The organism is Leisingera sp. MMG026 (assembly GCF_021654205.1).
Lineage (GTDB): Bacteria > Pseudomonadota > Alphaproteobacteria > Rhodobacterales > Rhodobacteraceae > Leisingera.
Genome location: NZ_JAKFZM010000034.1, coordinates 16,005 through 38,963, shown reverse-complemented (window position 1 = coordinate 38,963; position 22,959 = coordinate 16,005). Strand labels below are relative to the sequence as shown.

The 22,959-nt window shown below is 61.1% G+C and carries 37 protein-coding genes; 11 read left to right on the top strand and 26 right to left on the bottom strand.

What is annotated here, in order from left to right:
- Positions 1 to 8 precede the first annotated feature (8 nt).
- From L1069_RS17285 to L1069_RS17245, 9 genes are read left to right on the top strand one after another with little or no spacing between them, the layout of a single operon-like run.
- Positions 9 to 1,745, top strand: coding sequence for a terminase family protein (locus L1069_RS17285; protein WP_237456517.1), 1,737 nt, complete (start codon positions 9 to 11; stop codon positions 1,743 to 1,745).
- A complete protein-coding gene (locus L1069_RS17280; RefSeq protein ID WP_237456516.1) occupies positions 1,742 to 2,164 on the top strand; it encodes a hypothetical protein in 423 nt (140 codons plus the stop codon). Before L1069_RS17285 ends, L1069_RS17280 begins: the two co-directional genes overlap by 4 nt.
- 36 nt (positions 2,165 to 2,200) lie before the next feature.
- On the top strand, positions 2,201 to 2,764 hold the full coding sequence (locus tag L1069_RS17275) for a glycosyl hydrolase 108 family protein (RefSeq protein ID WP_237456515.1): 564 nt from the start codon (positions 2,201 to 2,203) through the stop codon (positions 2,762 to 2,764).
- A complete protein-coding gene (locus L1069_RS17270; protein WP_237456514.1) occupies positions 2,761 to 2,967 on the top strand; it encodes a hypothetical protein in 207 nt (68 codons plus the stop codon). Before L1069_RS17275 ends, L1069_RS17270 begins: the two co-directional genes overlap by 4 nt.
- Positions 2,964 to 3,185 (top strand): hypothetical protein, encoded by a 222-nt coding sequence (locus tag L1069_RS17265; RefSeq protein WP_237456513.1) that lies wholly within the window; start codon positions 2,964 to 2,966, stop codon positions 3,183 to 3,185. The genes L1069_RS17270 and L1069_RS17265 overlap by 4 nt, the downstream gene beginning before the upstream one ends.
- Complete coding sequence (locus L1069_RS17260; RefSeq protein ID WP_237456512.1) at positions 3,166 to 3,342, top strand: hypothetical protein; 177 nt, start codon at positions 3,166 to 3,168, stop codon at positions 3,340 to 3,342. Before L1069_RS17265 ends, L1069_RS17260 begins: the two co-directional genes overlap by 20 nt.
- Before the next feature lie 4 nt (positions 3,343 to 3,346).
- Entirely contained in the window at positions 3,347 to 3,793 is a 447-nt protein-coding gene (locus L1069_RS17255) for a DUF1353 domain-containing protein (protein WP_237456511.1), read from the top strand.
- Positions 3,783 to 3,986, top strand: coding sequence for a hypothetical protein (locus L1069_RS17250; RefSeq protein WP_237456510.1), 204 nt, complete (start codon positions 3,783 to 3,785; stop codon positions 3,984 to 3,986). Before L1069_RS17255 ends, L1069_RS17250 begins: the two co-directional genes overlap by 11 nt.
- Complete coding sequence (locus L1069_RS17245; RefSeq protein ID WP_237456509.1) at positions 3,983 to 4,180, top strand: hypothetical protein; 198 nt, start codon at positions 3,983 to 3,985, stop codon at positions 4,178 to 4,180. Before L1069_RS17250 ends, L1069_RS17245 begins: the two co-directional genes overlap by 4 nt.
- A 63-nt stretch (positions 4,181 to 4,243) precedes the next feature.
- On the opposite strand, the gene L1069_RS17240 is transcribed toward L1069_RS17245, so the two are convergent.
- The 19 genes from L1069_RS17240 to L1069_RS17150 all read right to left on the bottom strand — a co-directional run bounded on the left by L1069_RS17240 (position 4,244) and on the right by L1069_RS17150 (position 14,959).
- A complete protein-coding gene (locus L1069_RS17240; RefSeq protein ID WP_237456508.1) occupies positions 4,244 to 5,044 on the bottom strand; it encodes a hypothetical protein in 801 nt (266 codons plus the stop codon).
- 70 nt (positions 5,045 to 5,114) lie between these two features.
- Positions 5,115 to 5,303: a hypothetical protein gene (locus L1069_RS17235; protein ID WP_237456507.1), complete on the bottom strand. Its 189-nt coding sequence runs from the start codon at positions 5,301 to 5,303 to the stop codon at positions 5,115 to 5,117.
- Between the two features lie 97 nt (positions 5,304 to 5,400).
- Positions 5,401 to 5,763, bottom strand: coding sequence for a hypothetical protein (locus tag L1069_RS17230; RefSeq protein WP_237456506.1), 363 nt, complete (start codon positions 5,761 to 5,763; stop codon positions 5,401 to 5,403).
- Positions 5,739 to 7,112: a hypothetical protein gene (locus tag L1069_RS17225; RefSeq protein WP_237456505.1), complete on the bottom strand. Its 1,374-nt coding sequence runs from the start codon at positions 7,110 to 7,112 to the stop codon at positions 5,739 to 5,741. Before L1069_RS17225 ends, L1069_RS17230 begins: the two co-directional genes overlap by 25 nt.
- Positions 7,109 to 7,540 (bottom strand): hypothetical protein, encoded by a 432-nt coding sequence (locus L1069_RS17220; protein WP_237456504.1) that lies wholly within the window; start codon positions 7,538 to 7,540, stop codon positions 7,109 to 7,111. The genes L1069_RS17225 and L1069_RS17220 overlap by 4 nt, the downstream gene beginning before the upstream one ends.
- A gap of 11 nt (positions 7,541 to 7,551) precedes the next feature.
- Positions 7,552 to 8,031 carry a hypothetical protein gene (locus tag L1069_RS17215; protein ID WP_237456503.1) on the bottom strand — a complete coding sequence of 160 codons (480 nt, stop codon included), beginning with the start codon at positions 8,029 to 8,031 and terminating at the stop codon, positions 7,552 to 7,554.
- A 23-nt stretch (positions 8,032 to 8,054) separates the two neighbouring features.
- Positions 8,055 to 8,543, bottom strand: coding sequence for a regulatory protein GemA (locus L1069_RS17210; protein ID WP_237456502.1), 489 nt, complete (start codon positions 8,541 to 8,543; stop codon positions 8,055 to 8,057).
- A gap of 64 nt (positions 8,544 to 8,607) precedes the next feature.
- Positions 8,608 to 8,850, bottom strand: coding sequence for a hypothetical protein (locus tag L1069_RS17205; RefSeq protein WP_237456501.1), 243 nt, complete (start codon positions 8,848 to 8,850; stop codon positions 8,608 to 8,610).
- Positions 8,847 to 9,143, bottom strand: a complete 297-nt coding sequence (locus L1069_RS17200) for a hypothetical protein (RefSeq protein WP_237456500.1) — start codon at positions 9,141 to 9,143, stop codon at positions 8,847 to 8,849. The genes L1069_RS17205 and L1069_RS17200 overlap by 4 nt, the downstream gene beginning before the upstream one ends.
- A complete protein-coding gene (locus L1069_RS17195; protein WP_237456499.1) occupies positions 9,140 to 9,823 on the bottom strand; it encodes a DUF2786 domain-containing protein in 684 nt (227 codons plus the stop codon). Before L1069_RS17195 ends, L1069_RS17200 begins: the two co-directional genes overlap by 4 nt.
- 58 nt (positions 9,824 to 9,881) lie before the next feature.
- Positions 9,882 to 10,166, bottom strand: coding sequence for an HU family DNA-binding protein (locus tag L1069_RS17190; protein WP_275423086.1), 285 nt, complete (start codon positions 10,164 to 10,166; stop codon positions 9,882 to 9,884).
- Between the two features lie 73 nt (positions 10,167 to 10,239).
- Positions 10,240 to 10,776: a host-nuclease inhibitor Gam family protein gene (locus L1069_RS17185; RefSeq protein ID WP_237456497.1), complete on the bottom strand. Its 537-nt coding sequence runs from the start codon at positions 10,774 to 10,776 to the stop codon at positions 10,240 to 10,242.
- Between the two features lie 13 nt (positions 10,777 to 10,789).
- Positions 10,790 to 11,056 carry a hypothetical protein gene (locus L1069_RS17180; protein WP_237456496.1) on the bottom strand — a complete coding sequence of 89 codons (267 nt, stop codon included), beginning with the start codon at positions 11,054 to 11,056 and terminating at the stop codon, positions 10,790 to 10,792.
- 10 nt (positions 11,057 to 11,066) lie between these two features.
- Entirely contained in the window at positions 11,067 to 11,795 is a 729-nt protein-coding gene (locus L1069_RS17175; protein WP_237456495.1) for an ATP-binding protein, read from the bottom strand.
- Positions 11,792 to 14,053 carry a transposase domain-containing protein gene (locus L1069_RS17170; RefSeq protein WP_237456494.1) on the bottom strand — a complete coding sequence of 754 codons (2,262 nt, stop codon included), beginning with the start codon at positions 14,051 to 14,053 and terminating at the stop codon, positions 11,792 to 11,794. Before L1069_RS17170 ends, L1069_RS17175 begins: the two co-directional genes overlap by 4 nt.
- 3 nt (positions 14,054 to 14,056) lie before the next feature.
- The gene (locus L1069_RS17165) at positions 14,057 to 14,263 is read right to left on the bottom strand and encodes a TraR/DksA C4-type zinc finger protein (protein ID WP_237456493.1); all 207 of its coding nucleotides are present in this window, start codon (positions 14,261 to 14,263) and stop codon (positions 14,057 to 14,059) included.
- Positions 14,263 to 14,481, bottom strand: coding sequence for a hypothetical protein (locus L1069_RS17160; protein ID WP_237456492.1), 219 nt, complete (start codon positions 14,479 to 14,481; stop codon positions 14,263 to 14,265). The genes L1069_RS17165 and L1069_RS17160 overlap by 1 nt, the downstream gene beginning before the upstream one ends.
- On the bottom strand, positions 14,478 to 14,621 hold the full coding sequence (locus L1069_RS17155) for a hypothetical protein (RefSeq protein ID WP_237456491.1): 144 nt from the start codon (positions 14,619 to 14,621) through the stop codon (positions 14,478 to 14,480). Before L1069_RS17155 ends, L1069_RS17160 begins: the two co-directional genes overlap by 4 nt.
- A gap of 35 nt (positions 14,622 to 14,656) precedes the next feature.
- Positions 14,657 to 14,959: a hypothetical protein gene (locus L1069_RS17150; protein WP_237456490.1), complete on the bottom strand. Its 303-nt coding sequence runs from the start codon at positions 14,957 to 14,959 to the stop codon at positions 14,657 to 14,659.
- 117 nt (positions 14,960 to 15,076) lie between these two features.
- Here L1069_RS17150 and L1069_RS17145 point away from each other — a divergent pair, with 117 nt between their 5' ends.
- Positions 15,077 to 15,742: a S24 family peptidase gene (locus L1069_RS17145; protein WP_237456489.1), complete on the top strand. Its 666-nt coding sequence runs from the start codon at positions 15,077 to 15,079 to the stop codon at positions 15,740 to 15,742.
- A gap of 263 nt (positions 15,743 to 16,005) precedes the next feature.
- On the opposite strand, the gene L1069_RS17140 is transcribed toward L1069_RS17145, so the two are convergent.
- The 7 genes from L1069_RS17140 to fghA form a co-directional block, all read right to left on the bottom strand.
- Positions 16,006 to 16,935, bottom strand: a complete 930-nt coding sequence (locus L1069_RS17140; RefSeq protein ID WP_237456488.1) for an alpha/beta hydrolase — start codon at positions 16,933 to 16,935, stop codon at positions 16,006 to 16,008.
- On the bottom strand, positions 16,932 to 17,849 hold the full coding sequence (locus tag L1069_RS17135) for an NAD(P)-binding domain-containing protein (protein WP_237456487.1): 918 nt from the start codon (positions 17,847 to 17,849) through the stop codon (positions 16,932 to 16,934). The genes L1069_RS17140 and L1069_RS17135 overlap by 4 nt, the downstream gene beginning before the upstream one ends.
- Positions 17,850 to 17,878: 29 nt before the next feature.
- Positions 17,879 to 18,499 carry an HAD family phosphatase gene (locus tag L1069_RS17130; RefSeq protein ID WP_237456486.1) on the bottom strand — a complete coding sequence of 207 codons (621 nt, stop codon included), beginning with the start codon at positions 18,497 to 18,499 and terminating at the stop codon, positions 17,879 to 17,881.
- Positions 18,500 to 18,504: 5 nt separating this feature from the next.
- On the bottom strand, positions 18,505 to 19,467 hold the full coding sequence (locus L1069_RS17125) for a DMT family transporter (protein WP_237456485.1): 963 nt from the start codon (positions 19,465 to 19,467) through the stop codon (positions 18,505 to 18,507).
- A 119-nt stretch (positions 19,468 to 19,586) separates the two neighbouring features.
- On the bottom strand, positions 19,587 to 20,042 hold the full coding sequence (locus L1069_RS17120; RefSeq protein ID WP_237456484.1) for a YaiI/YqxD family protein: 456 nt from the start codon (positions 20,040 to 20,042) through the stop codon (positions 19,587 to 19,589).
- Positions 20,039 to 21,535 (bottom strand): Si-specific NAD(P)(+) transhydrogenase, encoded by a 1,497-nt coding sequence (gene sthA / locus L1069_RS17115; RefSeq protein ID WP_129372353.1) that lies wholly within the window; start codon positions 21,533 to 21,535, stop codon positions 20,039 to 20,041. Before sthA ends, L1069_RS17120 begins: the two co-directional genes overlap by 4 nt.
- Before the next feature lie 18 nt (positions 21,536 to 21,553).
- Positions 21,554 to 22,387, bottom strand: coding sequence for an S-formylglutathione hydrolase (gene fghA, locus L1069_RS17110; protein WP_211038164.1), 834 nt, complete (start codon positions 22,385 to 22,387; stop codon positions 21,554 to 21,556).
- Between the two features lie 227 nt (positions 22,388 to 22,614).
- Here fghA and L1069_RS17105 point away from each other — a divergent pair, with 227 nt between their 5' ends.
- Complete coding sequence (locus L1069_RS17105) at positions 22,615 to 22,956, top strand: cupin domain-containing protein (protein WP_237456483.1); 342 nt, start codon at positions 22,615 to 22,617, stop codon at positions 22,954 to 22,956.
- The last annotated feature ends 3 nt before the right edge of the window (positions 22,957 to 22,959 follow it).

Genomic DNA, 22,959 nt, shown 5'->3' with positions numbered 1-22,959 from the left:
GCGCGGCTATGGTAGATCAACCCAAGAACCACAAGATCGGCTCAGAGGCTCCAGGAGCGGTGGAAAGCACCTCTCCGCACCCTTCACCCGGAAAAGGCGATAAGGCCGCTCAGGGAGTCGCTCCGGGCGTCTCTGGCACATCCAAGCGGCGCGGGCGGCCTGCCAAATACACCGACGCGCAAAAAGAGCAAGCGCTGGCCGAATATCTGGCCGGTGACAGCACGTCCGAGATTGCCGGGCGCATCGGCTGTTCGGACCGCACCGTGCGCGAATGGGTCAAGGCCGGGGACTGGTCTGCCGAGTTGCGCAACCGGCGTGAGACAACCCAAGGGCTTGAGGCCCAGATCCTGCGCCTCACCCGCGTGAAAAACCCCAGTAACGCCCAGGCACAACGGCTGGCCATGCTGTCCAAGACGCTGGAGCGCATGCAGAAAAACGCGCCCAAGCCCAAGCCGCGCCCCAAGGTGGCCAGGGCTGTGTGCGAAACCGCCCTGGCGCAGGTAACTGACCAGGAATACGGGCTTTATGAGTACCAGCGGGAGTTCCTGGAAAGCGAGGAACGGTTCCGCATCATCCTCAAAGCCCGGCAGATCGGGTTCTCCTACGTGGTGGGCCTGGCGGTGCTCCTGGGCGCGATGGCCGGCCGCCCGCAGATCGTGGTTTCCGCGTCCGAACGGCAGGCCCAAATCATCCTCAACTACGTGCGCCACCATGCCGAACGGCTGGAGGTGCTGCTGGAGGAGGATAAGGCCAACAAGATCACCGTCATGGGGTCTGACATCGTGGCGGTGTCGACCAACTTCCGCACGGCCCAGGGCTGGCCGGGTGATGTCTGGCTGGATGAGTTCGCCTGGGTGCGCAATCAGCGCATGCTCTGGGCGGCGGTGATCCCGTCTATCACGGCGATTGGCGGGCGGGTCACGGTGTTCTCAACGCCCTTCCTGCCGGGTTCGCTGTTCTGGGAAGTCGCCACCAATCACAAAAACAAGCACAATCACTGGTGGCGCAGGACGTACACAATTGAGGATGCCATTGCCCAGGGCATGCCGCTGCCTGGCGGCCTGGACGAACTGCGCATGCTGTTCGACAGCGAAAGCTGGGCGATGTTCTACGAGTGCCAATGGGCCGAAAACGGCTCGGCGCTGCTGTCCTGGGAACTGCTGCACTCGCTCACCTCAGAACGCATCATCAGGGACAATTTCGGACGGCTGCGCGGCGGTATCGACGTGGGCCGAATCAATGACCGCACGGCCATCGCCCTGGTTGGTCAGGAGGCCGATGGCAAGAAGTGGAAAGACCGTTTCGCGCTGATCCACCAGGAAATGCACAAAGGCCTGCCGTTTGATGCGCAGAAAGGCCGCATCCATGAGGTTGACGGGCGGTTCGATATCGAGAGTTGGAAGATCGACAAAACCGGCATGGGCATGCAACTGGCCGAGGAGCTGCACAGGGGTGCGCCGGAACGGTTTGAGGGCGTTTGGTTCTCCGCACAGCGCAAGGCCAAGCTGGCGCTCAACATGCTGAAGCTGGCCGAGGAACGCCGCCTGCTGCTGCCGAATGACCCGGATGTGCTGGCGCAGCTCCACTCCATCCAGAAGATCGCCAGCGGCACCACCATCAAATACGACGCCGAGCGCAACGACGATGGCCACGGGGATTTGTTCTGGGCCGTTGCCCTGGCTGCTGACGGGCGCGCCAAGCCTGGCGGTGGCGCGGGCGGCCTGGGTGTCGAGGTGCTGTCATGAGCCTCAACCTGCAACGCATGGCTCTCCAGATCGCCGAAAAACTGCGCGAGATCGCAACGCGGCAGGGCAACGTGCCCTTTCGCACGGGGGATCTGCGCAAAGCCCACGTGGTGGAACCTTATGGGCAGGATGATGCGATCCTGTCCGTCAACACACCCTATGCGCGGCCAGTGCATGATGGCCGCCCCGCCATCACCATCAAGCCGAAAAAGGGCAAGGCGCTGCACTGGAAAGGTGCCCGCCATCCCGTGAAGTCCGTCAAGCAGCCTGCGCGTGAGGGCAACCCATGGCTGTTGCGTGCGGTTGAAGAAATGGAACGCGAGGGTCTGGATTTCCTCGCCCCGGAAGTCGGCCAGGAGGTGGCCGATCAGCTCGCGGATGCCCTGCGCGCCCAAGGGCTGGAAGTGCGCAAGCGCTGACCCCTCAAATCACCCAAGTCATTGAAAGGAAATACCATGGCAAGACGCAAACCCACCCCCTCCACACCGGCAAAAGCCCCCGCTGGTCCCGCAGCGGTGGCCACGGTCTTTGACCAGGCCGCCGGCTTCGTTCTGAAAGAGCAGATCGAAGGCGGCTACGTGAATGACCCGCGCGACCCCGGCGGGGAAACCAACTTCGGGATCTCCAAGCGCAGCTATCCCAAGGTGAACATCAAGGCGCTGACCCGCGAAGACGCGATTGCGATCTATAAACGGGATTACTGGGATGCCAGCAAATGTGATGAGCTGCCGCCTGAAATCGCCGTGGCCGTCTTTGACTGCGCCGTCAACCAGGGCACCGGCATCGGCGCACGCCTGCTGCAAAAGGCCCTGCGCGTCACTGCTGACGGCATCATTGGCCCGAAAACACTGGCCGCCGCGCACCGCGCCGACACTGCCGAACTGGTGTTTGATTTCTTGAGCTGGCGTCTGCGCCGCTATGCGCACACTGCCAATTCCGCCACCTACATGCGCGGCTGGTCCAAGCGGGTGCTTTACCTGCTGAACTTCCTGACCTCTGAGATTGAGGTGCCCGCATGAAATCCAAGTATTTCAAGCCCAGAAGCCTGACCTGGTGGGCCTCGGCTATGCCGGTGCTGATCGGCTGCGCAATCGCCAGCGAACCCATGCACGGGCTTGCTGCCCTGGCTGAAACCTTGCGCGCCCTATCCGGCGATGTGCCGCCTGCGATGCTGATCAACGCAGGGCTGGCAGGCATCGGCTTCCGGGGGGCTGTCGCGTGATGCGCTTCATCCCCTTGCGTGCGGCGGTTCTCGCCGCACTTGCCACCGGCTTTGCCATCTTTCTCGCCTGGCTGCGCCGGTCTGCCAGGCGGGATGTCACCGAAACCCTTGAGAAAAAGGATCTCCAGAATGCCAATGCGATCACTGATCGGGTCAGCTCTGCCCGCGCTGATCCTGACAGCGTGCAGCCCGATAGCGATGCCGGTTACCGCGACTGAAAACGCGATCTGCCGCGTCTGGGGCATGAGCCTGCCGACCCGCTCGCGCAGTGACACGCCCCAAACTCAAGCCGAGATCGGCGAGGCCTATGCGGTGTTTGCAGCGGCCTGCCCGAACCATTCACATCTGATCCCGCTGAACACAGATAAAGGGTGACGCAATGTCGAGTTTCACCAGGCCGCTAAAGATCGTGCCGGTTCCTGAAAAACCAACTGGATGGCGCAAGCTGCTGCCGCCCGGATGGCACACGCCTGCCTGGGAGGTGGCCGAACGGTTCGAATATGCCGTGGGCAGCCTGGACCAGCCCGCCGAGGTCATCACGGTGCTGGAAGGGTTCCGGTTCGATGGGGCATCGGTGCCGCTGCTGCTGCGCCTGTTCGTACCGATGGCACACCCCAATTATGTGCAGGCAACCGCCTTGCATGATTGGATGCTGGAACATCAGACATGCAGCCGCTGGCATTGTGACCGGAATTTCCGCGAGGCCCTGGGCGTGCTTGGCATGCCCGCACTCTGGCGCATCCTGCTGCACAGGGCCGTCAACACTGCCACCATCCGCTGGCATGTTCGCCAGTTCTTCAAGGCAGGGGGCCGGCATGCAGGTTGAGCTAAAAGACATCCTGACCTGGGGGGGCACGCTGGTCGTGGTGGCTGGTGCATGGTTCAGCCTCAAAGGGCGCGTGGCACTTCTGGAAGCTATGCAAGGACGGGACCGGGACGAAATGCGCAAAGGGTTTAACGACATCAAGGAAGGCCTCCAGCGCATTGAAGACAAGATGGACGGGAAGGCCGACAAATGATTGAACCAACACCGGAAACGCTGGAGGAACTGGCCGCGTCCTGTGATCAGGAGGTCAAAGCCCTGCTGGCCCGCTATGGCACCGGCATCCGCCCCGGCTGGGTCAGCGGGGACATCGCAACCAAGCAGAACCGTGCCGCGCTCTACCGGGTGGAAGCCGCGCAACTGCGCAAAATGAAAGACGGCCCCGCCTAAGCGGAGCCGCTTTTCTCAGTACATTCGCTGAACAGGAGTAGGTTCTCCAATAAAGATGCGCTGCTACAAAGTGTACCGCCGGAAGAAACTCGCATTGATGTCAACATGTTCTAGGTCGCTTCTTAGTTTGACCAAGGTATCTTTGTGAAGAAGGCGAAAGCAGAAACGGTACTCGTCTTGATCAACGTAGTTTAAAGTCTTAACCATATCTGAGTTTTTCAACAGATGGCCCAGCTTGCGAAGTTCGGTGAGCGACGGATCTACAAGGTGCACATTTCTAGCCCGGTATTTGACAGGTGCATGATGTAAAGTAAAACTCACCGCATTCGGATCTACCCCATTTTCTTCATGGTCTTCACCTAAGAAATACACGGGTTCATCGCGAAATTTTCCGTTTAGTTCGGCTAGCAGCTTTTTTCCAAAGCGCTCTGCCGAGGACCTCCGCATCTTCCAAGAGGAACTGTAGCCAAGCCTTGGATCTGAAGCTTGATCTTTCACCAGCGTCATGCAGAAAATCAATGCATCAGATCCTTCGGTCACATACCGGCAATCATAACGCTCAATATGCACCTGTCCCCTCACAACTTTATTGATGTGGTAGTGATTCAGGTACATTTGATGGGGTCGCCGAAGAATTTTCGCGTTATCACCAAAATCTATGCCCTGAGGCAGAATTGCAGTCAGAACTTGGCTTGGGAAAACGCTTGGCGATCGTATTTCTACTCTGGTTGAAAGAGCTGCTTCAAGATCGTCTCCCACTTCAGGGTCTGGGTGCTTTCGGAAGTATCCTAGAGTACCTATCCGTATGCTATCCGCCTTCTTTAGGTGGTGATCTGCTTTGCAGGACTTCATAAGAAATGACATCAGAGAAAATTCTCCAAGTGATTGAAGTGTAATCTTAGAACCTTCCTGGGTTGTAGCGGGCGGGCGGCAATCAATCCAATTTATTTTGCGCCGCGTGTTTAGGGATAGGCTGCAGCCGCTTCAACACCCGCGTGATTTGCTCATCAACAACACGTTCACCGCCGCAAGTGGTGCAGGTAAATGTCTGCCAGCCGTCACGCCCCTCATGGCGGCTATAGGTGCCAGTACCGCCGCAGGACGGGCAAACGATAATAGCCATGTCTCACTCCCTCTCGTCATTCAAACGTGTAAAGGAAAACCGGCTTTCCTTTACACGTCTCCGCAACATGCAAAGATTTCTCGATTTTCTTTGCATGTCATTGCTCAATCGGACGCCACCACCAATGCCCGCGCGGGATGGGGGGCACGTCGCCATGCTCATCAACCACAAAGCCGGTGAGCGCGGTGGCCTTATCCTCCTGGAAGTGGAACACCGCAAAGGCGGCATTGAATGCCTCCGGGTTTGCCTTCCAATAGGCGTCTACTTGGTTCAGCTCGGCCCGCTGCGCATCGGTAAGCTGATCGCGCACCAGTTCATAAGCGGAGCGCTCATGAAGGCATTCATCCCGATCCAGATCAAAGGCAGGATCGCCGATGGTGTCATAACAGCCGAACATGCCGGCCAGCAGCGGCTCTCCGGCCAGGTCTTCGGGCTTCATGCCCAATACTGTGTAAGCCATTTCATTATCCCCCGTCCGGGCTGTTTCTGTGCGGGCACCTCATCGCCCGTGGTTTCAATCTTCGCGCGCCAGTGGTGGCTGGTGATCTTGTTCTCAGTCATATCCACGGCGGTGACTTCAAAGCCCTGGCGCGTCTTGCCGCTTGCCAGCGTGATGGTTTTGGCCCGCACGAAAGTGGCGTTCAAAACGCCCTGGCGCATGGAAAGATACACATCCCGATCCCCGCGCCGGATAAGATCCACCGCAGCCTGGCTGTAGTCCGCCTGTGTGTTCCGGCCCAGCCTGCCGCCGTGCTTGCGGTAGTGGCCGCGCACCACCTTGGTATGCGGCCAGCGTGCGCCCTTGGCCCGGTCAATCACCGTGCCAATATCCTTGCGGCCCAGGGGTTCACGGTCATAGGCGGCACGGGTCCAGCGGTCAATGTCGCTGTCACCGCTGCCGAAATAGGCCACGGTGATGGTGCGGCACCGGAAGTGATAGGGCGGCCCGGCGGTGCCCCGGTCCAGCTTGGAGGTTGGGGTGTTGCTCAGATCCGCATCGCCGCCATGCATGGTCCAGGCAGCCTTGGCGGCAGGCTCATTGCGGCGGCTGACCGCTTCCAGATACTCATCCCGCTGTTCGCGCAGCCTGGGCACATCAATGATGCGCCCGTGCATGTGCCGGCATATCCTGGTGGTGCGCTCATCCAGATGGGCACGCACCTGGACGCGGGCAATCCCCGCCCGCTCATATCCAGATACGCGCCCCATTTCACGTGTTTTGGTGGCGGTGTGATCCGCCAGGATCTCCCAATACCTCTGCCCGCGCTCCGCGAGTGTTCCAAAATCCTTGGCAAAGCGCGCGGTCAGCTCCTCGCGCGTCATGCCTTCGGTGAAATAGTCCTCAAGCGCCTGCGCCATAAGGTTTTGCGTGTTCACGTTCCAGCTATTGCCGATCCAGTACAGGTTGCCGGATTTCAGGATGTCGAGCGCATCCAGATCCGGGCGCATGAAAGCGATGGAAACCCCGGTGGCCTTGCCGACTTCTTCGGCCCCGACACGGTACAGCGCATCCGTGAGGTTGATCACCGGCTCACGCATGGCCGCGCTGATCGCCTCGGCCCCCACCGATCCCTCAAGCACCCGCAGGATCATCTTGCCATCCTGATCGGTGAACTTGCCGGGGCCGAGATCGCGCAGCCGGTCCAGCGCCCCCGCGATCCCTTCGCGCATCGCATCAGACCAGGCATTGCTCATAGCGCCCTGTAGCTGGCCGTAGAGCGCCTCATAGGCCTTGGCATCCCTGATCACCACTGCACGTGCCATACGGCGGCGCACAGCGGACTGGAGGGCTTGTTGTGCGATGGTCATGCGGCGGCCTCTGCGTTCCGCCAGTCCGCCATCTGGGCATCCCGCCAGGCAATAGCCATGGGCATCGCCTCGGCAAGATCAGTCACATAGATTGCAGTGCCTGCCGTGTAGCCCCATGATGCAGAGTGATAGCTGCCATCAGCGCAGAACTTGGTGGGTTTCGGTGTGCGCACTCGCAGAATAAACCCAAATAGCCCGTGATTGATGGTCCACTCCAGGAAGTCGATTTCATCGTGGCATTCCGGTGCGTCATTGAAAATCTTCATGCTGTCATGAACCCAAACAAAATCGTTCAGGGCATCAAAAATGGCATCGGTAAAAAACTCATCATTCGTGAACCCCTCGGTTGCGCCTGCCAGCCAGGTGATGCAGTCCATCCGAATATCGTTTTCGAACAGGGTTTCCGAAATGGTTTTGTGATCTAACATACTGTTTCCTCTCAGTTCTTATCTTTGGCCCGGCTCATGCGCTGGATGCATGTTTTCATGATGCGGCGGCGCGCGGCCCTATCGTCTTTCAGTCCCATCTCGCGCAGCCAGATCCGTGCTTGCAGCTTGGCCAGGCGCTTGAGTTCGGTTGGCGTCGCATACCTCGTCCAGGGTGCCCCGCATTCAAACGGCACGGCGGTCTCAGAGGTGCGCGGGCCGATCAACTTAAACAGGCGCTCCGCTTCCATATCCGGGCCGCCGTTGTGGCCGATCCCGGCGTGTAGACCTGCTGCAGGTCTACGCACTCTTTTCGCCATCGGCGTAACCTTCTGTTTTATCTTCCAATTCGGCAAACAGATCCGCGCGCACTGCTTTTTTCTCGTACTTGCGCAAGGTCCGGTCTTCGATTTCCTCCCAGGTGGTATACCGATGGTTGCAGATCCGGCAGCGGCGGTATCGCTGGCGCACCGCGCCATGGGAACGCCCGCCATAAACAAGGGATTTCCCGCCGCACTTAGGACATTGCATCCGGCACCCCCTCGGCATTGCCCTGGCGCACCCACTGCTCCAGGCCGGTGATCACGGCAGTGGCCTGATGCCGGGACAGGAACCGGGCGTTGGATATCTTGGCGGTGCGCTTCACAAAGGCTTGCAGCCGGGCATCTTCCAGCCCGTCCCAGCCCAGATCCCGCGACAGCCCGCCAATCTTGGCCCATTGGGCCGAGGTGGGCCGATCCTCGCCGCCCGCCGTCTGGCCATAGCCGCCGCGCCCTTTTTCCGGGATAAGCCCCTCTTGGCGCAGGGTCTTGATCAGCTCTATGCGCTCAGCAACGGTCAGCTTGCCCGCAGACCGTTTGCCGGTGTGGCGCGCCAGCCAATCCTCATAATCGGCACGGGTATCGCTGCCCTTGGAGACATCGCCAAACAGCCGCTTGGCAGCGATATGGATCATGGCCAGATCACCGTTGCGGCGGTTAGGGGAGGTCTTTTTTGCAGCACTCATCGTTGTGTTCCTTGGGGTCAATGCAGGGGTTGGAAACGGTCATTCAAATTCAATTTGCGCCGGGCTAAGTGAGCGGGAGTTCCGGCTGATCCAGCATCACAAACGCCTCGCGGATGTGATCCGGCAGGGTGGCGAACACGACCTCCGGGCCGTGCTCCCCGTCTTCAATGCGCATGATCCGCCCGAACCATTCCGGGCTGACGTGGTGACCGGCCCCGCGCGCCCGACCAATCATCCGGCGCACATGCTTTTCGGTGCAGCCGACAATCTCGGCGATCTCAGCGGGGGTAACGCGGGAGGGGGTCATTGCAGCACCTTCCGCGCCGAGGTGAGTTCCCGGATCTCATGAGAGCCACGCACCTGGCCGTCATTGCAACGGTGAGCCAAGCACCCGCTGATCAGCGTCATACGGCCATCAATGAGCATTTCGGCACCATCGCGCATAAACGCCTCAACATCCTCCGGGTGAGCGGCCAGATGCGAGACGATTGCCCCGGCGTATGCTATGCTGGGTTCTCCAGACTGATAGTACAGCGCCTGCGAGACATAGGCGATTTTGGCGATCAGGTCTTTTGGTGACAGGGTTCCAGAAAGGCTCATGTCACACCCCCAATCAAATCAGTGCGCTCACCGCCAACACCATGCGCCAGCTCCACTCCGGCAGCCGCCTGCATACCCGCAGAAGCGGCTTTCGGATTGAACTTGGTTTTGCGTTCCGGTGCGCTCACTTTCGTCAGCGTTGGAAAGGCGGCGTCTCTGGCAGCAACAGCACGGTTCTTGGATTTCTCCGAAACGCCACCAGCGAACAAAGCCCGCAGCTTATGCGCTAAGCGCAATGCCATGGCTGAGGTGAAATCATGAACCGCAGCCCGTTTGCTGGATACGGTTTTCCGGCGGCGGTAAGATGCGGTGCATTTGTAGTCACGAACCGCCCGGTCGATTGCGCGGTTCAAAACCGTATAGAGGTATGCCGCAATTTCCGATCCAGGTGCTTCCCCCAGAAAAATCGCCTCTGACTGGTTCGGATCGAAAACCAGCACAGTGTTGGTGCAATCGGTCAAGACACTCCAAAGGAAGTCCCGCGCACCGCGCCCCATTGATTTCGCTTTGATAGCTGATCTCTCAATTCCCAGCTCTACATCGGCGATGCCATGTTCTTTCATGAGTTTGGCCGCACGTTCCGCCGCTGCCAGCGCCTCAGCTTCCGTGCACCCTGTGCGCACTGTCATTTGGCGCAAGGCTTCGATTTTCCGTTTATTCCGGTCACGATCTGCGTTCATTGTTTTGTCCTCTCGGTGGCCGCCGCGCCGGAAGCCTGCCCGGCGCGACGGCAGATCGTCAGGCCAGGTGATCAGCCAGAGACTTGGCGGGCTTGAACTGCGCCACCGTCTTGGCGGGGACGGTCAGCGGCTGGCCGGTCTGCGGATTGCGCCCGGCGCGGGCGGCGCGCTCTTTGGTCACAAAGGTGCCAAAGTCGGTGAGCGGCACTTTCTTGCCCTCGGACAACGCGGTGCGCGCCACTCCGGTGAAGGCGTCAAGCACGCGCTCTGCGTCCGCTTTGCTGACATCTGCCGTGCTGGCAACTGCTGCGATAAGTTCTGATTTCTTCATGGTTTTCCTCATTGTCTTTAGGGGGTGCCCGTCTCTCCGGGCCGTCACCTTTTTGTGGCGGTCGCCATGGGCGCCTGACCTTTGGTCAGGACGCCTCTGCCAGTTCGGTTTCAAAGGGTTCCACAATGAAATCCTCGCCATCCGAACCGATGGTCACGCCTTTGAGGGCCGCCGCCGTGGCGCGGTTGTCCTTCTCCAGCATGGCATCCTTGTTGATTTCTTCCTTGGTGCGCAGGAATTTCTTGGCCAGCCGTGCCTCTTTGATGGCGGTGATCACATCATCCTTGCCCCGGATGTTGACCTTGGCCGGGCGCAGCCGCCAGGAGATCTCGCCAGTAGCAAATTTGTGGGACTTCACCTTGCCGCCACCGGTCAGCCGGTCGCGGTTGACCTCGCAGAACATCTTGAGGCCTTCCTGTTTGGCCGTGACCTGTTCGCGGATCGGCGCGACCTTCTCGCCATACTCCTCCTGGAGCTTGGCCACCTTGTCGTTCAGCTCGGCCTCAAGGCGCAGTCCTTCGCGGTTCAGATCGCCGATTTCGCGGATGACACTGCGCGCCTCGCTGTCATCCTGGGGAACCGGCACGTTGGTTGCGGTCGATTTCATTTTGCGGGTTGCCATGTCTTTCTCCTGTTCAGACGTGTGAAATTACGGGTGGTTCGGGACGGATCGGGGCCGGTTGGCCCGGTTCCGTGTCTTCAAGAAACAGGTGGGCGAACCAAGCGAGCGCCTGGATTTCCTCCCGGCTCAGCATCGACCACCCACGGGCCGAGGCTTGCACCTTGGTCTTGGCTCCTGCGGCCAGCCGGGTGAGTTCGCCGATGGTGAAACCTGGGCAGCCGGGGCCAAAGCTGACCACTGTTTGATCCGGGCCGCTGGCCATATCGCATCCGATGTTCATGCTGGTGTCCTCAGGAATGACCGGCCATCCAGGCCGCTGCGGTTTCAACCACGCGATCATCCAGCTTAGTGATCTGCTCATTGCTCATCAGCCGCTCGCAGGCGTCGGCCAGTTCGTGCGCACTGCGCCAGTTGCCGCCAGACAACGCATGGAACCGTTTTGCGCCTGTCTTGGTGAGCGACGGAAAGCGCGGGGCCAGCACATAGGCCGCCAGTTCATCCGGCTGGGCGATGGGCTGCATAACGATCTTCTTTGCGCCGATCCGCTGCCGGAGCTGTTCCATGTAGATGCGGATCTGCGGGTGCGTCATGGTCTTGGACAGCAGGTCAGTGCCCGACAGGATCAGGCCAGCGCCCTTGTCCGACAGGCCGCGCAGCACTTCCAGCGAACGCCACCTCAGGTGATTGGCCTCATCAACCAGCAGCAGCTTTCCATCCAGTCCCTCGGCCACAAGCCGCTGGAACAGCGTGTTGGACGTGCCTGCCAGTTCCATGTTGGTGCCAAACCGGGTGTCATAGGCGCGGGCCAGCTCCTGAAGCATGTGCTTGTCACCCATGCCAGCCCAGCATTCGATACGCACACCGCCAAATTCTTCTGCCAGCCAATCGGTCAAGGATGATTTTCCGGTGCCAGGGTCGCCGACAATCTGCCCTGCACGGCTGTATTTCCGGGCGGTCAGAACCACTTGGCACATCTGATGGGCCTGCTCGGCCAGGGGCGTTTTGACGAAATCGCTCATTCGTCGTCCTCCGCATATTTGAGATTGTTCAAGGCTTCATTCGGGCCGGTTTTCCACTGCTGCGCGGTGCGCTGCTGGCGGCGGTTCTCGGCATCGGCCAGCGCGGTTTGCTGATCCTGGCTGGCCAGCCGTGCCATGCGGTCGATCATGCCCGCGTCAACCATCGCCGCCACCGGGGCCTCCGGTGCGTCAGGCATATGCGCAATATGGCGTTCGGTTTCCTCGGTCAGAGACAGCAGGGCCACATGGCGGCGTTTCTCGGCGATCTGGCGGCGGAACGCCTTGCCGCGCCGGTTGACTTCCTCCGCACCGCGCGGGTCAAGCACACCGTAGGCGCGTTCCGGGAAGGCCTGGCAGATCAACTCATCACCATCAAAGCAGAACACGAACTCAGGATTGAACGCTGGCACGCGCAGGGTGATGCGCCGGTCATAGCCCAGCAGCTCATCCGCATAGTAATAGAGTGTCTCACCACGGCGCGGGGTGTAGCTGACACGGCCCCGATCCGGCACCCGCTCCACTTCCTCCGAGAACGCCAGCGCCAGCACCTCAGGACGGGACAGAACCGTTTTGCCCCAGCCCTCATCAATGAAACCGCGCAGGCTCTCGTTGGGGCTGGCACCGTTCAACCGCCCATGCTGCGGGCGCTTGTGATACCACTCCAGCGCCTGGCCTGCGGTTTTCAGGAAGGCATGCGCATCGCCCTGGAAGGCAACCGGGTCTTTGCCCTTGGCATGGGTTTTCTTGTTCATGCGGTCGCCAGCGGTCCAGCCGGGGATAGTGGCAAAGAACACCTGCTCCAGGTTGCCGAATGCGCCCTCAATGCCGGGCTTGCCCTTCGCATTGTACGGGCGGGACCGGGTGATTGCCTCGCGGCCCTGCGCTACCCGCTTTGCAACATCCGGGCTGCCGTCCAGGTCATAGACCTTCATGCCGCCGTTGGTCAGTTTGGAAAGCTGGGTAAAGCCCCCGATCATCGCATCCCAGGAGTATTCCGAGCCGTTATCCAGATACAGCATCTGGGGCAGGCCCCATTCCTCAACCATGGCCTGGAAGCTCATGGCCACATGCTCGCGGCGGATACCCTCTTTCGGCTCCAGCAGCACAAACGTCATGTGGATCTCATTGGTGGCCACATCATACCAGGCGATGGCCTTGGGATAGACCACGGTGCCGTCGGGGCGGCGCATCATGATGTCCACCGGGTGCACGTCGCCAACCACGATCTGGCGCGGTGCCAGGTCCGAATAATCCCGCCGGATCGACGGCATGTATTTGTCCTGGAATACCGCGTTGTCCTTATTCTTGACCGCGATAATCCGGTATTCCCGCTCAACCTCGACCTTGCGCCGGTTCACATAGCAAACGCCAAACTGCGTTGCTGCCTTGGCTGTGTCACCGCTGCGGCCCATGTCCAGCGCATCAAAAGATACCACGCGCAGATCGCGGGATAGCTCAATCAGCCGGGTGGTGGATTTCTCCGAGATCGACCGCCAGCCGCGCTCGCCGGATGCCCAAAGCGAGCGGATATAGGTGGTCAGATCATCGCTGACCTGGGCCTGCGCCTTTGGATCAATGTGCGCAGCAAAGAACGCATCCCACGCCCGTGTGACTTTCTGGCGCTTGGCTCCAGTGTCATTGCGTTTCTTGCGGATCAGACCGCTCAGGCCCTCGGCCTCAAAGGCATTCAGCCAGTTATAGATTGTCTGTTTGGTGACCGCCTTGCGAGCGCCGTTCGGGAATAGGCGCGGCACTGTTGCCAATTCCCCGATCAGCGCGGCGCGTTCCGCCGACTGCCTTTCAAGGGTCAGCAGCGGGCGGATAACCTCATGCCGCCACCGCGCCAATTCCAAATCGGCCTCAAACCGGGCGTCATTCTTATAGGCCTGTTCCGGCACCAGCACTGTCTGGCCGGTGTCCGCATCGGGTTTTTCGTGCAGGACAATGCCGCGCTCCAGATACCATGCTTCGCGCAGATCGGCCGGCAGGCTGTCCACATGCACTTGCAGCGTCTTGCCGCCGCGCCCGCGCCCGGTGATCTCCTCACGCACCACCAGATCGCAGCCGCGCCAGGAGCGTTTGGACAGTGCCTTGTGAACCGCCGCCTGGGATACACCAGCCAGATCCTCAAGCTCGACACTGGCAAGCCATTTCTCAGGGTTGTTTTGAGGTTGTTTTGCCAGTTGTTTTGGCTGGACCTGGCCCAGCTCAAAACAACCTCCCTCAATCAACTCGAATTTATGAAGTGCCTGACCCATGGATTACACCGCTCTTTCTGCAACCTGCTGGCAGGCCACACAGCGCACCGCAAAGGGTGCGGCTGCGCGCCGCTTGGGTTCAATCTCATCGCCGCAGTCCCGGCAGTCCTTGCGGCCTGCACCTGCTACTGCGTTCGTTACTTGCTGCACGGCCCGTGCGCGTTCGGCCTCAACGGCCCGTTCCGCCTGATCCAGAAACCGCTCATTCATCACACGCACTCCTGCTCAAAGGCTTCGCGCATCAGGATGGCGGCGTGTTCACCGGCGCGCTTGGCCGCAAAGCTCAGCGCCCCGGCGGCTTCCGGGTTCCGCACGTCGGTCATGAGCTTGAGTGCGAAATGCACCTTGGCCGTGTCGGACAGTCCTGCCAGCGCCTGCTCTGCGAATACACGCTGCGCTGCCTCAAATTGTTTATGGTTGGGGGTCATGCCTGTTCCTCAAGGATCTCTTGGATGCTCAGCCCGATGCGGCGGGCTGCCTCGATCTCGTTGACGGCTTCGGGGCGGTTCTGTTCCAGGTAGTCGGCGTAGATTTGCAGGATCTCTCCCAGCTCCTCGCCGCTGATCATGTGCTGGTCACACAGCCCTTTCAGCCAATCCGCGCTTACGCTGCCGCCCCGCTCTCCATAGCGGGGCAAGGACTTTTTAAGCGGGAAGCTTCCATGACCATCCGCTTGGTGTAGGCGGCTTTCACGGTGTCGCGGCCAGCGGCATCAATGATCCGTTCGCGGAGCTGATCGCCGCGCACGCCTGAGGACTGGCCATATGTGGCGTTGCGTGCGGTGCTGGAATGCACGCTGTTTTCGCGGCACCAGGCCTCAAAGGTGGTGCCCATCGACCGGAACGCACCGTCAATCACCTCATGCAGGATGGTTCCAGGCTGGAACATTTTATTTTTTAGTGCCATATTTTCCTCGCAATGCTCGTTGCGTTGTATCTTGCAAACTTAATCTGGCAAATATTTCCAAATCATGCAAGAGTGCATGGGACATTATTTCCTGATTACATACTTATTGGGTGCTAAATGACTGAACTTTCGGCAAACTTTGCCAATCTCAGGCAAAGTTTAGGCCTATCCAGAGCGGCCATGGCCAGTCGCCTTGGCGTGACTGCTGATAAGATAAAGCATGTGGAAACAGGCCACCAAAGGGCTGATCATGAACTCCTGTTTGCCCTAGGGAAAGAGTTTGCCATTGATATTAACGCACTGCTTGGCCTCGGCGGGGATGGGCAAATATCGCCCAGCCAGGGTGATGGGCAATATTTGCCTGAAGAAAATGATTTTGTGCATGTCCCGCGCTATGACGTAGCAGTTTCAGCGGGTAATGGTGCGCAAGCCACTGACGGGAGCGTTGTTGGCCACTACGCCTTTAGTCGTCGGTGGCTAACGCGCAGAAACTTGAACCCGGACAATCTCGCAGTGGTCAGGGTCGCAGGTGACAGTATGGAACCCAGACTTTCCAATGGCGATCTTGCAGTTATCGACACGACCGCCACGGATATGAAAGATGGCGTGACTTATGTTTTTCGCCTGGGTGATGACTTGCTCATCAAGCGGCTTCAAATCCTGCCGCAACGCCAGGTCAAGCTGTGCAGTCACAATCCCGAATATGCGCCTATCCAGGTAGAACTTGCCTCCGGCGAACTGGCAAGCATCGGGCGGGTGGTGGCCTCTATGCACGAATGGTGAGAGGGTTTGTTTCCGCACTTGGCATCAAGCGGCAATCAGCGGCAATAATAAAATCTATTGTGCGCCACATCGACCGAGGTGCAGGATTGAGAGCCAAATTTGGTTTCCCAGTAAACACAGGGTTTTCTTGACGCACCCGAAGGCCTCGTTCAAATTTACCCCGTGCCCACCATTCCAATTAACTCCGATCCCCCCCACCAGCCCAGCCCCGGACCCCGGAGTATTTCTGCAAAGATGAAGCAACAGGAGCCTATCCGCGGATGTCACATCAGGCCGCGGCGGTGGTTTTTGGCGATGATCTGCAGCACCTCGTCCGTGTGGGTGTAAGGCAGGCCGTGGCCCGCGCCCGGGATTTCCTCCTGGCGGACCGAGCGGGCGCGTTCGGCCAGGCGGCCGGCGGAGTTTGGCGGGATCACTGCGTCGTCCTGGCCCCAGATCACCAGCGCCGGCACGCCGGCCTTGTGCAGGCCGCGCAGCTCATCGGTGAAATCTTCGTTCAGGATGCCGCGCAGGGATGCAAGCACCGCGGGGATGAAACCCTGAAAGCCCAGCTCGCGCTGCTGCAGGTCGACGACGCCGGGTACCGAGGACGGCAGGTTGCGCTCGGCCTCGGTGCTGCGGATGTGCAGCGCCGGGTAGAGCGCGTGCATCAGCCAATCGCCAAGCACCGGGATCTGGCGGATCATCCGGGTGAGGCGGCCAGGGCTGCTGCCGAAGCCGGCCGGCGCCAGCAGGATCAGCTCGCGCAGGCGGGTGGGGTGAGCGGCGGCAAAGGCGGTGGCAATGGCGCCGCCCATGGAATAGCCGATCAGGGTGAAATCATCGCCGACCTCCTGATCCTGCAGCAGCTGTTCCAGCTGGGTGGTAAAGAAACTGCTGTCCTGCAGCCCTTCCGGGCGGTCCGAGTAGCCGCGCCCGTAGAGGTCATAGCTCAGCACCCGGTAGCCCATGGCGGCCAGTCCCCGGGCGACGCCGTCCCAGACAAACGACGGTGTGGTGAGGCCGTGCACGCAGACCGCAACCGGCCCGCGCAAAGGACCGGACCAGCGGTAGTGGGTCAGCCCGCCGGAGAGCTGCGCGAAGGCGCCGGGGGCGGATTGCCGGACCTTTGTGTTCATCGGTTTGCGCAGGCGTTCGCGCAGGAAAGGCGCGGCGGCGATCAGCAGAACAACAAGGACCAGCAGCAAGATCATGCCTTGGCCTTCCATTTTTGCAGGATGTGGTGGCTGGTCATCAGATCGAGATGGGCGCCGCCGCCGTTCTTGAACAGCGTGATCCGGGCCGGGTCATAGGCTGGGAACCGGCTGAGGGCATAGTAGTCCGCCAGCACGTCGCTGCGCTGGATGGTGCCGGCAGCCAGCGGGATCTTGAATTCGCCGATGTGGTCCAGGGTGGTATCAAAGCTGTCGCAAAAGACCTGCGCGCGCCGCAGCGCCTCGTCATCGGCCTCGCGCATGTCGGGGCGGTAAGCGCCGATCATGTTGAGGTGCTGGCCGGGGCTGAGCCATTCGCCCTTGATCACCGGCTCAGAGGACATGGTGCAGGTAACGATGATATCCGCCGCCCTCACGGCGGTTTCCAGATCCGGTGCGTGGAGGGTGCCGGGGTATTTGGCACAGAGGTCCTCGGCCTTGGAACCGGTGCGGTTCCAGACCCGGATCTGCGCCTGCGGGAAGCCGGCGCCGAAGGCTTCGATCAGGGAGCCGCCGACGGTGCCAGCGCCGACGATCAGCACTTCGCGGGCGGCGGGGTTGGCCAGCCGCAGGGCGCCGAGCAGGCTGTCGCCCGCAGTCTTCCATTTGGTGACCAGGTGGAAGTCGACCAGCGCCTCAAGTGTGCCGTCCGCGTCCGAGTAAAGGCAGACGGAGCCGTTGATCATCGGCTTGCCTGCGCCGGGGTTGCGCGGGAAGACGTTGGCTGTCTTCACTGCCAGGCCCATGCCGTCAATCCAGGCGGAGCGGCTGAGCAGCGTGTCAGGATCGCGGTAGAGGAATGTATCGCCGATCCCGGCCTTGGGCAAATCGTGGCTGGCAGCCAGGGCGCCCGTGAAACTGATCCAATCGAGCAGCGCTTCGCCCTCGTCAAACCCGATGAATGGGATGCTCATGTGCCTGTCTTCCTTTTGCGTGTGCCGTCTCAGGCGGCCTCATGTTCTGTTAGCAGCTCTGCCTGCACCAGCCGCGCCGCCAGGAGGGCGGGGGTTGTGAACAGATGGGTCTGCCAGCCGCGTATCGTGGCGGCCTCGATGTTCTCTAGGCGGTCGTCGGTGAACAGCAGCCGGTCCGGCGCTACCCCTGTTTCGCGTTCGAGAATGGCATAGATTTCCGGCTCTGGCTTGATGCATTTCAAATGGGCAGAGACAAATGTGCGGTCAAAGCCACGCAAGAACGGATAGCAACCGCAGGCCAGTTCAAAGGTCTCGGCGCCGAAGTTGCTGAGCGCAAAGACCGGGATGCCTTTGGCCTGCAAGGCCTGCATCAGCCGGACGCTGCGGGAGATTTTGCGCGGGACCATCTGCAGCCAGCATCCGTGCCACCAGCGGATTTCCTCGCGCCACTCCGGGTGCTGATCTGCCAGGGCATAGACGCTGCCGCGGAAAGGGTGGCCGCGGTCGACGTTCAGGTTCATTTCGTGCAGGGGGACCTGATCGAACAGCTGTTTGCGGCGGGAGGCGCCGATGCGGCTGTCGTAGAAGCGTTCCGGCTCCCACTCGATCAGCACGCGGCCGATGTCGAAGACGACGGCATCAATGGGCATGTGGCTTATCCTTCTGCGCGCGGGCGGGGACGCGGGGCGGGGCGGTTGCGGCGGGTTTCGCGCCAGACGGAGACCAGGCCGGAGGCGATGATCAGGGCGCTGCCGAGCCAGACCGGCAGGTCGGGCCATTCGTTGAAGATCAGCATGCCCCACAGGACCGACATCGGCATCGCGATGTATTCAAACGGGGCGGCCAGCGCGGCCTCGTTCATGCGGTAGGCCTGGCTGACCAGATAGCCGCCCGCCGAACCCGCGATACCGACGCCGATCAGATAGGGCCAGTCCTGCGGCGCGGGCCAGATCCAGGCGCGCAGAATGAAGTCGAAGGCCGGGCTGTCGCCAGTGGCAAAGCGGCCGTCGCCAAAGGCAAGACCAGCCAGGGCGCTGAGAATCAGAAAGCCCATCATCGGATAAAAGGCGAGCGTCGCACCGGCCTCGCTGCTGCCGGCGCGGCGGGTCAGCACGTGCAGGGTTGCATAGCCGCAGGCGCCGAGGAAAGGCAGCAGCGCCGCGGCCTGGAAGGTGCCGGGGCCGGGGCGCATGATGATCAGTACACCCAGGAAGCCGGCAAACACTGCGCCCCAGCGCCAGGGGCCGGGACGTTCGCCCAGAAACAGCGCCGACAGGGCGGTGACGATCAATGGCGTGGCAAAGGCAATCGCTACTGCTTCTGCCAGCGGCAGCAGGGTGAGGCCGGTGAAAAAGCAGATATTGGCAAAGAACACCACCAGACAGCGCGCAAGGTGCAGTTTCGGCTGGTGGGTGCGCAAGAGGTGGTAGCCGCCCTCCAGCGGCATGATAATAGCAAGCATGACGGCTACCGCGATGACGGAGCGGAACAGCACCATTTCGTAAAGCGGGTAATCACCCGACAGGAACTTGAAGATCATGTCGATGACCGAGAAGGAAACGCCGGCACCGGCGGCGGCGAACAGGCCGGGGACGCTGATCTTTATCTCTGCGCTCATGCCGTTGCCCTCCTGTTTCCTGCCCCTGAACGCGCCTGTCCGGGTGTTCGGCGGTCTGCTCCCGCGTTAAGGCCTGGCCGCGTTGCACGCGGTCCGCTGGCGCGGAGTCTTGATCCGGGTCAGGCCTGTTTTGCTGCCCTTAGCTCGCGTTCCAGCGCGTCCAGGAACCGCGAGCGGTCGGCCTTGGTAAAGCCCTTGCCGCTGCCGCCTGCGCCCAGCGGATTGGCAGCGCGCAGGTCGGCCATCAGGTCGCGCATCGCCAGTTGCTGGCCGATGTTGGCCTCAGTAAACCGCTCACCGTTGTGGCGCAGCACGCGCGCACCTGCCTCGATGCATTTGGCGGCAAGGGGGATGTCGCCCGTTACCACCACATCGCCAGGGCCGCAGCGGTCTGCGATCCACATGTCGGCGACATCGGCGCCCTCAGACACGATCACGTTTTCCACCAGCGGGTTCTGCGAGGGGCGCAGCCCGCCGTTGGAAACCACGAACATGCGCAAGCCATGGCGGGTGGCGACCCGCTCGGCCTCCTGCTTCACCGGGCAGGCGTCGGCGTCAATGTATAGCGCGGTCACTCGGCGGCCTTTTTGTCTGCCTCGGGCTTGGCTTCTGCCTTAGGTGCTGCTTTGGCTTTGGTCTTGCGGGCGGGTTTGCTGACCTTGAACTCTTCCGGGATCGGCATCCGGTTAAAGGCGTCGAGGCCGGCGATTTTATACGCCTCGGCAAGAGTCGGGTAGTTGAAGGTGTTCTGCACGAAGTAATCCACCGTGCCTTGCAGGTTCATCACCGCCTGGCCGATGTGGATCAATTCGGTTGCGCCTTCGCCGACGATCTGCACGCCCAGCACCCGGCGGGTTTTCAGCGACAGCAGCATTTTCAGCATGCCGTGCTCCAGCCCCATGATGTGCCCGCGCGATGTTTCGCGGAAGCGGGCGACGCCGACCTCGTAAGGGATGCCGCGCTCTTGCAGTTCTTCTTCGGACATGCCGCAGGTGGACATTTCCGGCACCGAATAGATGCCATAGGGATACCAGGGGCTTTCGGGCATGGTGGGCGTGTCGAGCGCATGGCAGGCAGCAACCCGGCCCTGCTGCAGCGACGTAGAGGCGAGCGACGGATGGCCGATCACATCGCCTGCAGCATAAATGTGGGGCACTTCGGTCTGGTAGGTCTTGCGGTCCACGGACAGGCGGCCGCGGTGGTCTGTCTTCAGTCCGGTCGCCTCAAGGTTCAGCGAGGCTGTTGCGCCCAGCCGGCCGGCGGCAAACAGCAGCATTTCAGCCCGCACATGGCGGCCGTTGTCCAGGGTCACTTCGACATGCTCGCCCGCGTCCTCGATGGATTCCACCGCGGAGCCGAGCCGCAGATCAACGCCGTTTTCGCGGATCTGGTGGGTGAACTCCTGAATCAGGGTCTTGTCGATGAAATCAAGGAAGCTCTCGCGCGGCTCAATCAGGGTGACGCGCACATCCAACGCCGAGAACATGGTGGCATATTCCACCCCGATCACGCCGGCACCGATCACCACCAGTGAGCGCGGAATATCGGCCATCTCAAGGAAATCATCGCCATCAACCACGGTGCGGCCGTTGAACGGCACGTAATCCGGGCGGTAGGTGCGGGTGCCGGTGGAGATCAGGAATTTCTCTGCCGTCAGCCGGGTGGTTTCGCCGGCTTCGGTGGCGACCTCAACCTCGTTCGGGCCGATAAATTTGGCCAGACCCATCAGCGTGTCCACATGGTTGCGGTTGAACTGATGCTCCAGCACGTCGACCTCGTGATCGAGGGTCTTGTGCAGGCGCGCCTTCAGATCCTCGGCAAGGATATCATCCTTGACCCGGTAAGAGCGGCCATAAAAGCTGCGTTCGCGCCAGCCCGAGAGGTTCAGCACGGTTTCGCGCAGGGTTTTCGACGGGATGGTGCCGGTGTGCACCGAAACGCCCCCCAGCCGGTCCTTGCGGTCGATCACCAGCACCCGGCGGTGCAGCTTGCCTGCCTGAATGGCGGCGGAGCGGCCCGAGGGGCCGGAGCCGATGATGATCAGGTCATAATCAAAGTCTTCACTCATGGCCGCGTCCTTCGTTTCTTAGTTCTGGTACAGCGCGTCGGCGTGGAAGGAGACATGCTCCTCCATGAAGGTCGACACGAAGAAATAGCTGTGGTCATAGCCCGGCTGCAGCCGCAGGGTGGCCTGCTGGCGGCGTTCGGCCACCGCGTGGGCCAGCGCCTCGGGCTTCAGGAGGTCGATGAACTGGTCGGAGGTGCCGGTGTCGATCAGGACCGGGCCGTCGAAGCCTTTCTCCTGCATCAGACGGGCGGCGTCATGCTTGGCCCATGCAGCCTCATCTTCGCCCAGGTAGGCGCTCAGCTGCTTGCGGCCCCAGTCCGACGCAGTGGGGTTGCAGATCGGCGCAAAGGCGGAGACCGATTTGTAGCGGCCCGGCAGGTTCATCGCCAGCGTCAGCGCGCCGTGACCGCCCATGGAATGGCCGGTGATCGCCTGGCGGTCCAGGTCGATGGCAAATTTTTCGCCCAGCAGGGCTGGCAGTTCTTCGGCTACGTAGTCCCACATGCGGAAATGAGGCGCCCAGGGGTCTTGCGTGGCGTTCACGTAGAATCCCGCGCCCTGGCCCAGGTCATAGGCCTCGTCGTCGGCGACGCCTTCGCCGCGGGGCGAGGTATCGGGGAAGACAATGGCGATGCCCTGCTCGGCGCACCAGGCCTGGGCGCCCGCCTTGGACATCGCGTTCTCGTGGGTGCAAGTGAGACCCGACAGATACCACAGCACCGGCACCGGGCCGTCTTTGGCCTCTTCCGGCAGGAACAGCCCGAATGTCATGTCGCCGCCGGTGGCGCTGCTGGCGTGTTTGTAGACGCCCTGGGTGCCGCCAAAGGCACGGTTCTCGGAAACGGTTTCCATCGGTGAGGCTCCTAATAATCTGTTAGCCCTATCGCTATCCGCAGTTGGCCTCAGGGTCCAGCGGGAGGGCGGCAGCAATGCCGGTTTTTGCGGCACAAGGCTTGCGATTTCGCAAACATGCGGGCGCAAGGCCGGTGATTGTTTGGTGAAAGGCGCGAAGGGGTGCTGGACACCGGGCCGGAATGCCGGAACAGTCTGCAGCCGGAAAAACAGGGAGCGACGGAGATATGAGCGATTTTCAAAGACTGACCATCAGCGCCGCGGAACCGGAAACCGAACGCCCAGATCCGGCCAAGGTGGTTGCGGGCGACCCGGTGTTCACCACCTGGAATGCGGAAGAGCGGGACGGGCTTTACTGCGGTATCTGGCAATCGACGCCGGGCAAGTGGCGGATCTCTTATGACGAATGGGAATACTGCCGGATTTTGCAGGGGCGGTCGGTGATCACCAGCGATGACGGCGCTGAGTATCCGCTGGCGGCAGGCGACAGTTTTATCCTGCGCCCCGGCTTCAGCGGTACCTGGGAGGTGATCGAGACCACCCGCAAGGATTACGTGATCCGTCTATAGAAC

Excerpts from the sequence above, each read along its gene's own strand:
- L1069_RS17285 (WP_237456517.1), top strand. The coding sequence starts at position 9 with ATGGTAGATCAACCCAAGAACCACAAGATCGGCTCAGAGGCTCCAGGA.
- L1069_RS17280 (WP_237456516.1), top strand. The coding sequence starts at position 1,742 with ATGAGCCTCAACCTGCAACGCATGGCTCTCCAGATCGCCGAAAAACTG.
- L1069_RS17275 (WP_237456515.1), top strand. The coding sequence starts at position 2,201 with ATGGCAAGACGCAAACCCACCCCCTCCACACCGGCAAAAGCCCCCGCT.
- L1069_RS17270 (WP_237456514.1), top strand. The coding sequence starts at position 2,761 with ATGAAATCCAAGTATTTCAAGCCCAGAAGCCTGACCTGGTGGGCCTCG.
- L1069_RS17260 (WP_237456512.1), top strand. The coding sequence starts at position 3,166 with ATGCCGGTTACCGCGACTGAAAACGCGATCTGCCGCGTCTGGGGCATG.
- L1069_RS17255 (WP_237456511.1), top strand. The coding sequence starts at position 3,347 with ATGTCGAGTTTCACCAGGCCGCTAAAGATCGTGCCGGTTCCTGAAAAA.
- L1069_RS17250 (WP_237456510.1), top strand. The coding sequence starts at position 3,783 with ATGCAGGTTGAGCTAAAAGACATCCTGACCTGGGGGGGCACGCTGGTC.
- L1069_RS17245 (WP_237456509.1), top strand. The coding sequence starts at position 3,983 with ATGATTGAACCAACACCGGAAACGCTGGAGGAACTGGCCGCGTCCTGT.
- L1069_RS17240 (WP_237456508.1), bottom strand. The coding sequence starts at position 5,044 with ATGTCATTTCTTATGAAGTCCTGCAAAGCAGATCACCACCTAAAGAAG.
- L1069_RS17235 (WP_237456507.1), bottom strand. The coding sequence starts at position 5,303 with ATGGCTATTATCGTTTGCCCGTCCTGCGGCGGTACTGGCACCTATAGC.
- L1069_RS17230 (WP_237456506.1), bottom strand. The coding sequence starts at position 5,763 with ATGGCTTACACAGTATTGGGCATGAAGCCCGAAGACCTGGCCGGAGAG.
- L1069_RS17225 (WP_237456505.1), bottom strand. The coding sequence starts at position 7,112 with ATGACCATCGCACAACAAGCCCTCCAGTCCGCTGTGCGCCGCCGTATG.
- L1069_RS17220 (WP_237456504.1), bottom strand. The coding sequence starts at position 7,540 with ATGTTAGATCACAAAACCATTTCGGAAACCCTGTTCGAAAACGATATT.
- L1069_RS17215 (WP_237456503.1), bottom strand. The coding sequence starts at position 8,031 with ATGGCGGGCGTTCCCATGGCGCGGTGCGCCAGCGATACCGCCGCTGCC.
- L1069_RS17210 (WP_237456502.1), bottom strand. The coding sequence starts at position 8,543 with ATGAGTGCTGCAAAAAAGACCTCCCCTAACCGCCGCAACGGTGATCTG.
- L1069_RS17205 (WP_237456501.1), bottom strand. The coding sequence starts at position 8,850 with ATGACCCCCTCCCGCGTTACCCCCGCTGAGATCGCCGAGATTGTCGGC.
- L1069_RS17200 (WP_237456500.1), bottom strand. The coding sequence starts at position 9,143 with ATGAGCCTTTCTGGAACCCTGTCACCAAAAGACCTGATCGCCAAAATC.
- L1069_RS17195 (WP_237456499.1), bottom strand. The coding sequence starts at position 9,823 with ATGAACGCAGATCGTGACCGGAATAAACGGAAAATCGAAGCCTTGCGC.
- L1069_RS17190 (WP_275423086.1), bottom strand. The coding sequence starts at position 10,166 with ATGAGGAAAACCATGAAGAAATCAGAACTTATCGCAGCAGTTGCCAGC.
- L1069_RS17185 (WP_237456497.1), bottom strand. The coding sequence starts at position 10,776 with ATGGCAACCCGCAAAATGAAATCGACCGCAACCAACGTGCCGGTTCCC.
- L1069_RS17180 (WP_237456496.1), bottom strand. The coding sequence starts at position 11,056 with ATGAACATCGGATGCGATATGGCCAGCGGCCCGGATCAAACAGTGGTC.
- L1069_RS17175 (WP_237456495.1), bottom strand. The coding sequence starts at position 11,795 with ATGAGCGATTTCGTCAAAACGCCCCTGGCCGAGCAGGCCCATCAGATG.
- L1069_RS17170 (WP_237456494.1), bottom strand. The coding sequence starts at position 14,053 with ATGGGTCAGGCACTTCATAAATTCGAGTTGATTGAGGGAGGTTGTTTT.
- L1069_RS17165 (WP_237456493.1), bottom strand. The coding sequence starts at position 14,263 with ATGAATGAGCGGTTTCTGGATCAGGCGGAACGGGCCGTTGAGGCCGAA.
- L1069_RS17160 (WP_237456492.1), bottom strand. The coding sequence starts at position 14,481 with ATGACCCCCAACCATAAACAATTTGAGGCAGCGCAGCGTGTATTCGCA.
- L1069_RS17155 (WP_237456491.1), bottom strand. The coding sequence starts at position 14,621 with ATGATCAGCGGCGAGGAGCTGGGAGAGATCCTGCAAATCTACGCCGAC.
- L1069_RS17150 (WP_237456490.1), bottom strand. The coding sequence starts at position 14,959 with ATGGCACTAAAAAATAAAATGTTCCAGCCTGGAACCATCCTGCATGAG.
- L1069_RS17145 (WP_237456489.1), top strand. The coding sequence starts at position 15,077 with ATGACTGAACTTTCGGCAAACTTTGCCAATCTCAGGCAAAGTTTAGGC.
- L1069_RS17140 (WP_237456488.1), bottom strand. The coding sequence starts at position 16,935 with ATGATCTTGCTGCTGGTCCTTGTTGTTCTGCTGATCGCCGCCGCGCCT.
- L1069_RS17135 (WP_237456487.1), bottom strand. The coding sequence starts at position 17,849 with ATGAGCATCCCATTCATCGGGTTTGACGAGGGCGAAGCGCTGCTCGAT.
- L1069_RS17130 (WP_237456486.1), bottom strand. The coding sequence starts at position 18,499 with ATGCCCATTGATGCCGTCGTCTTCGACATCGGCCGCGTGCTGATCGAG.
- L1069_RS17125 (WP_237456485.1), bottom strand. The coding sequence starts at position 19,467 with ATGAGCGCAGAGATAAAGATCAGCGTCCCCGGCCTGTTCGCCGCCGCC.
- sthA (WP_129372353.1), bottom strand. The coding sequence starts at position 21,535 with ATGAGTGAAGACTTTGATTATGACCTGATCATCATCGGCTCCGGCCCC.
- fghA (WP_211038164.1), bottom strand. The coding sequence starts at position 22,387 with ATGGAAACCGTTTCCGAGAACCGTGCCTTTGGCGGCACCCAGGGCGTC.
- L1069_RS17105 (WP_237456483.1), top strand. The coding sequence starts at position 22,615 with ATGAGCGATTTTCAAAGACTGACCATCAGCGCCGCGGAACCGGAAACC.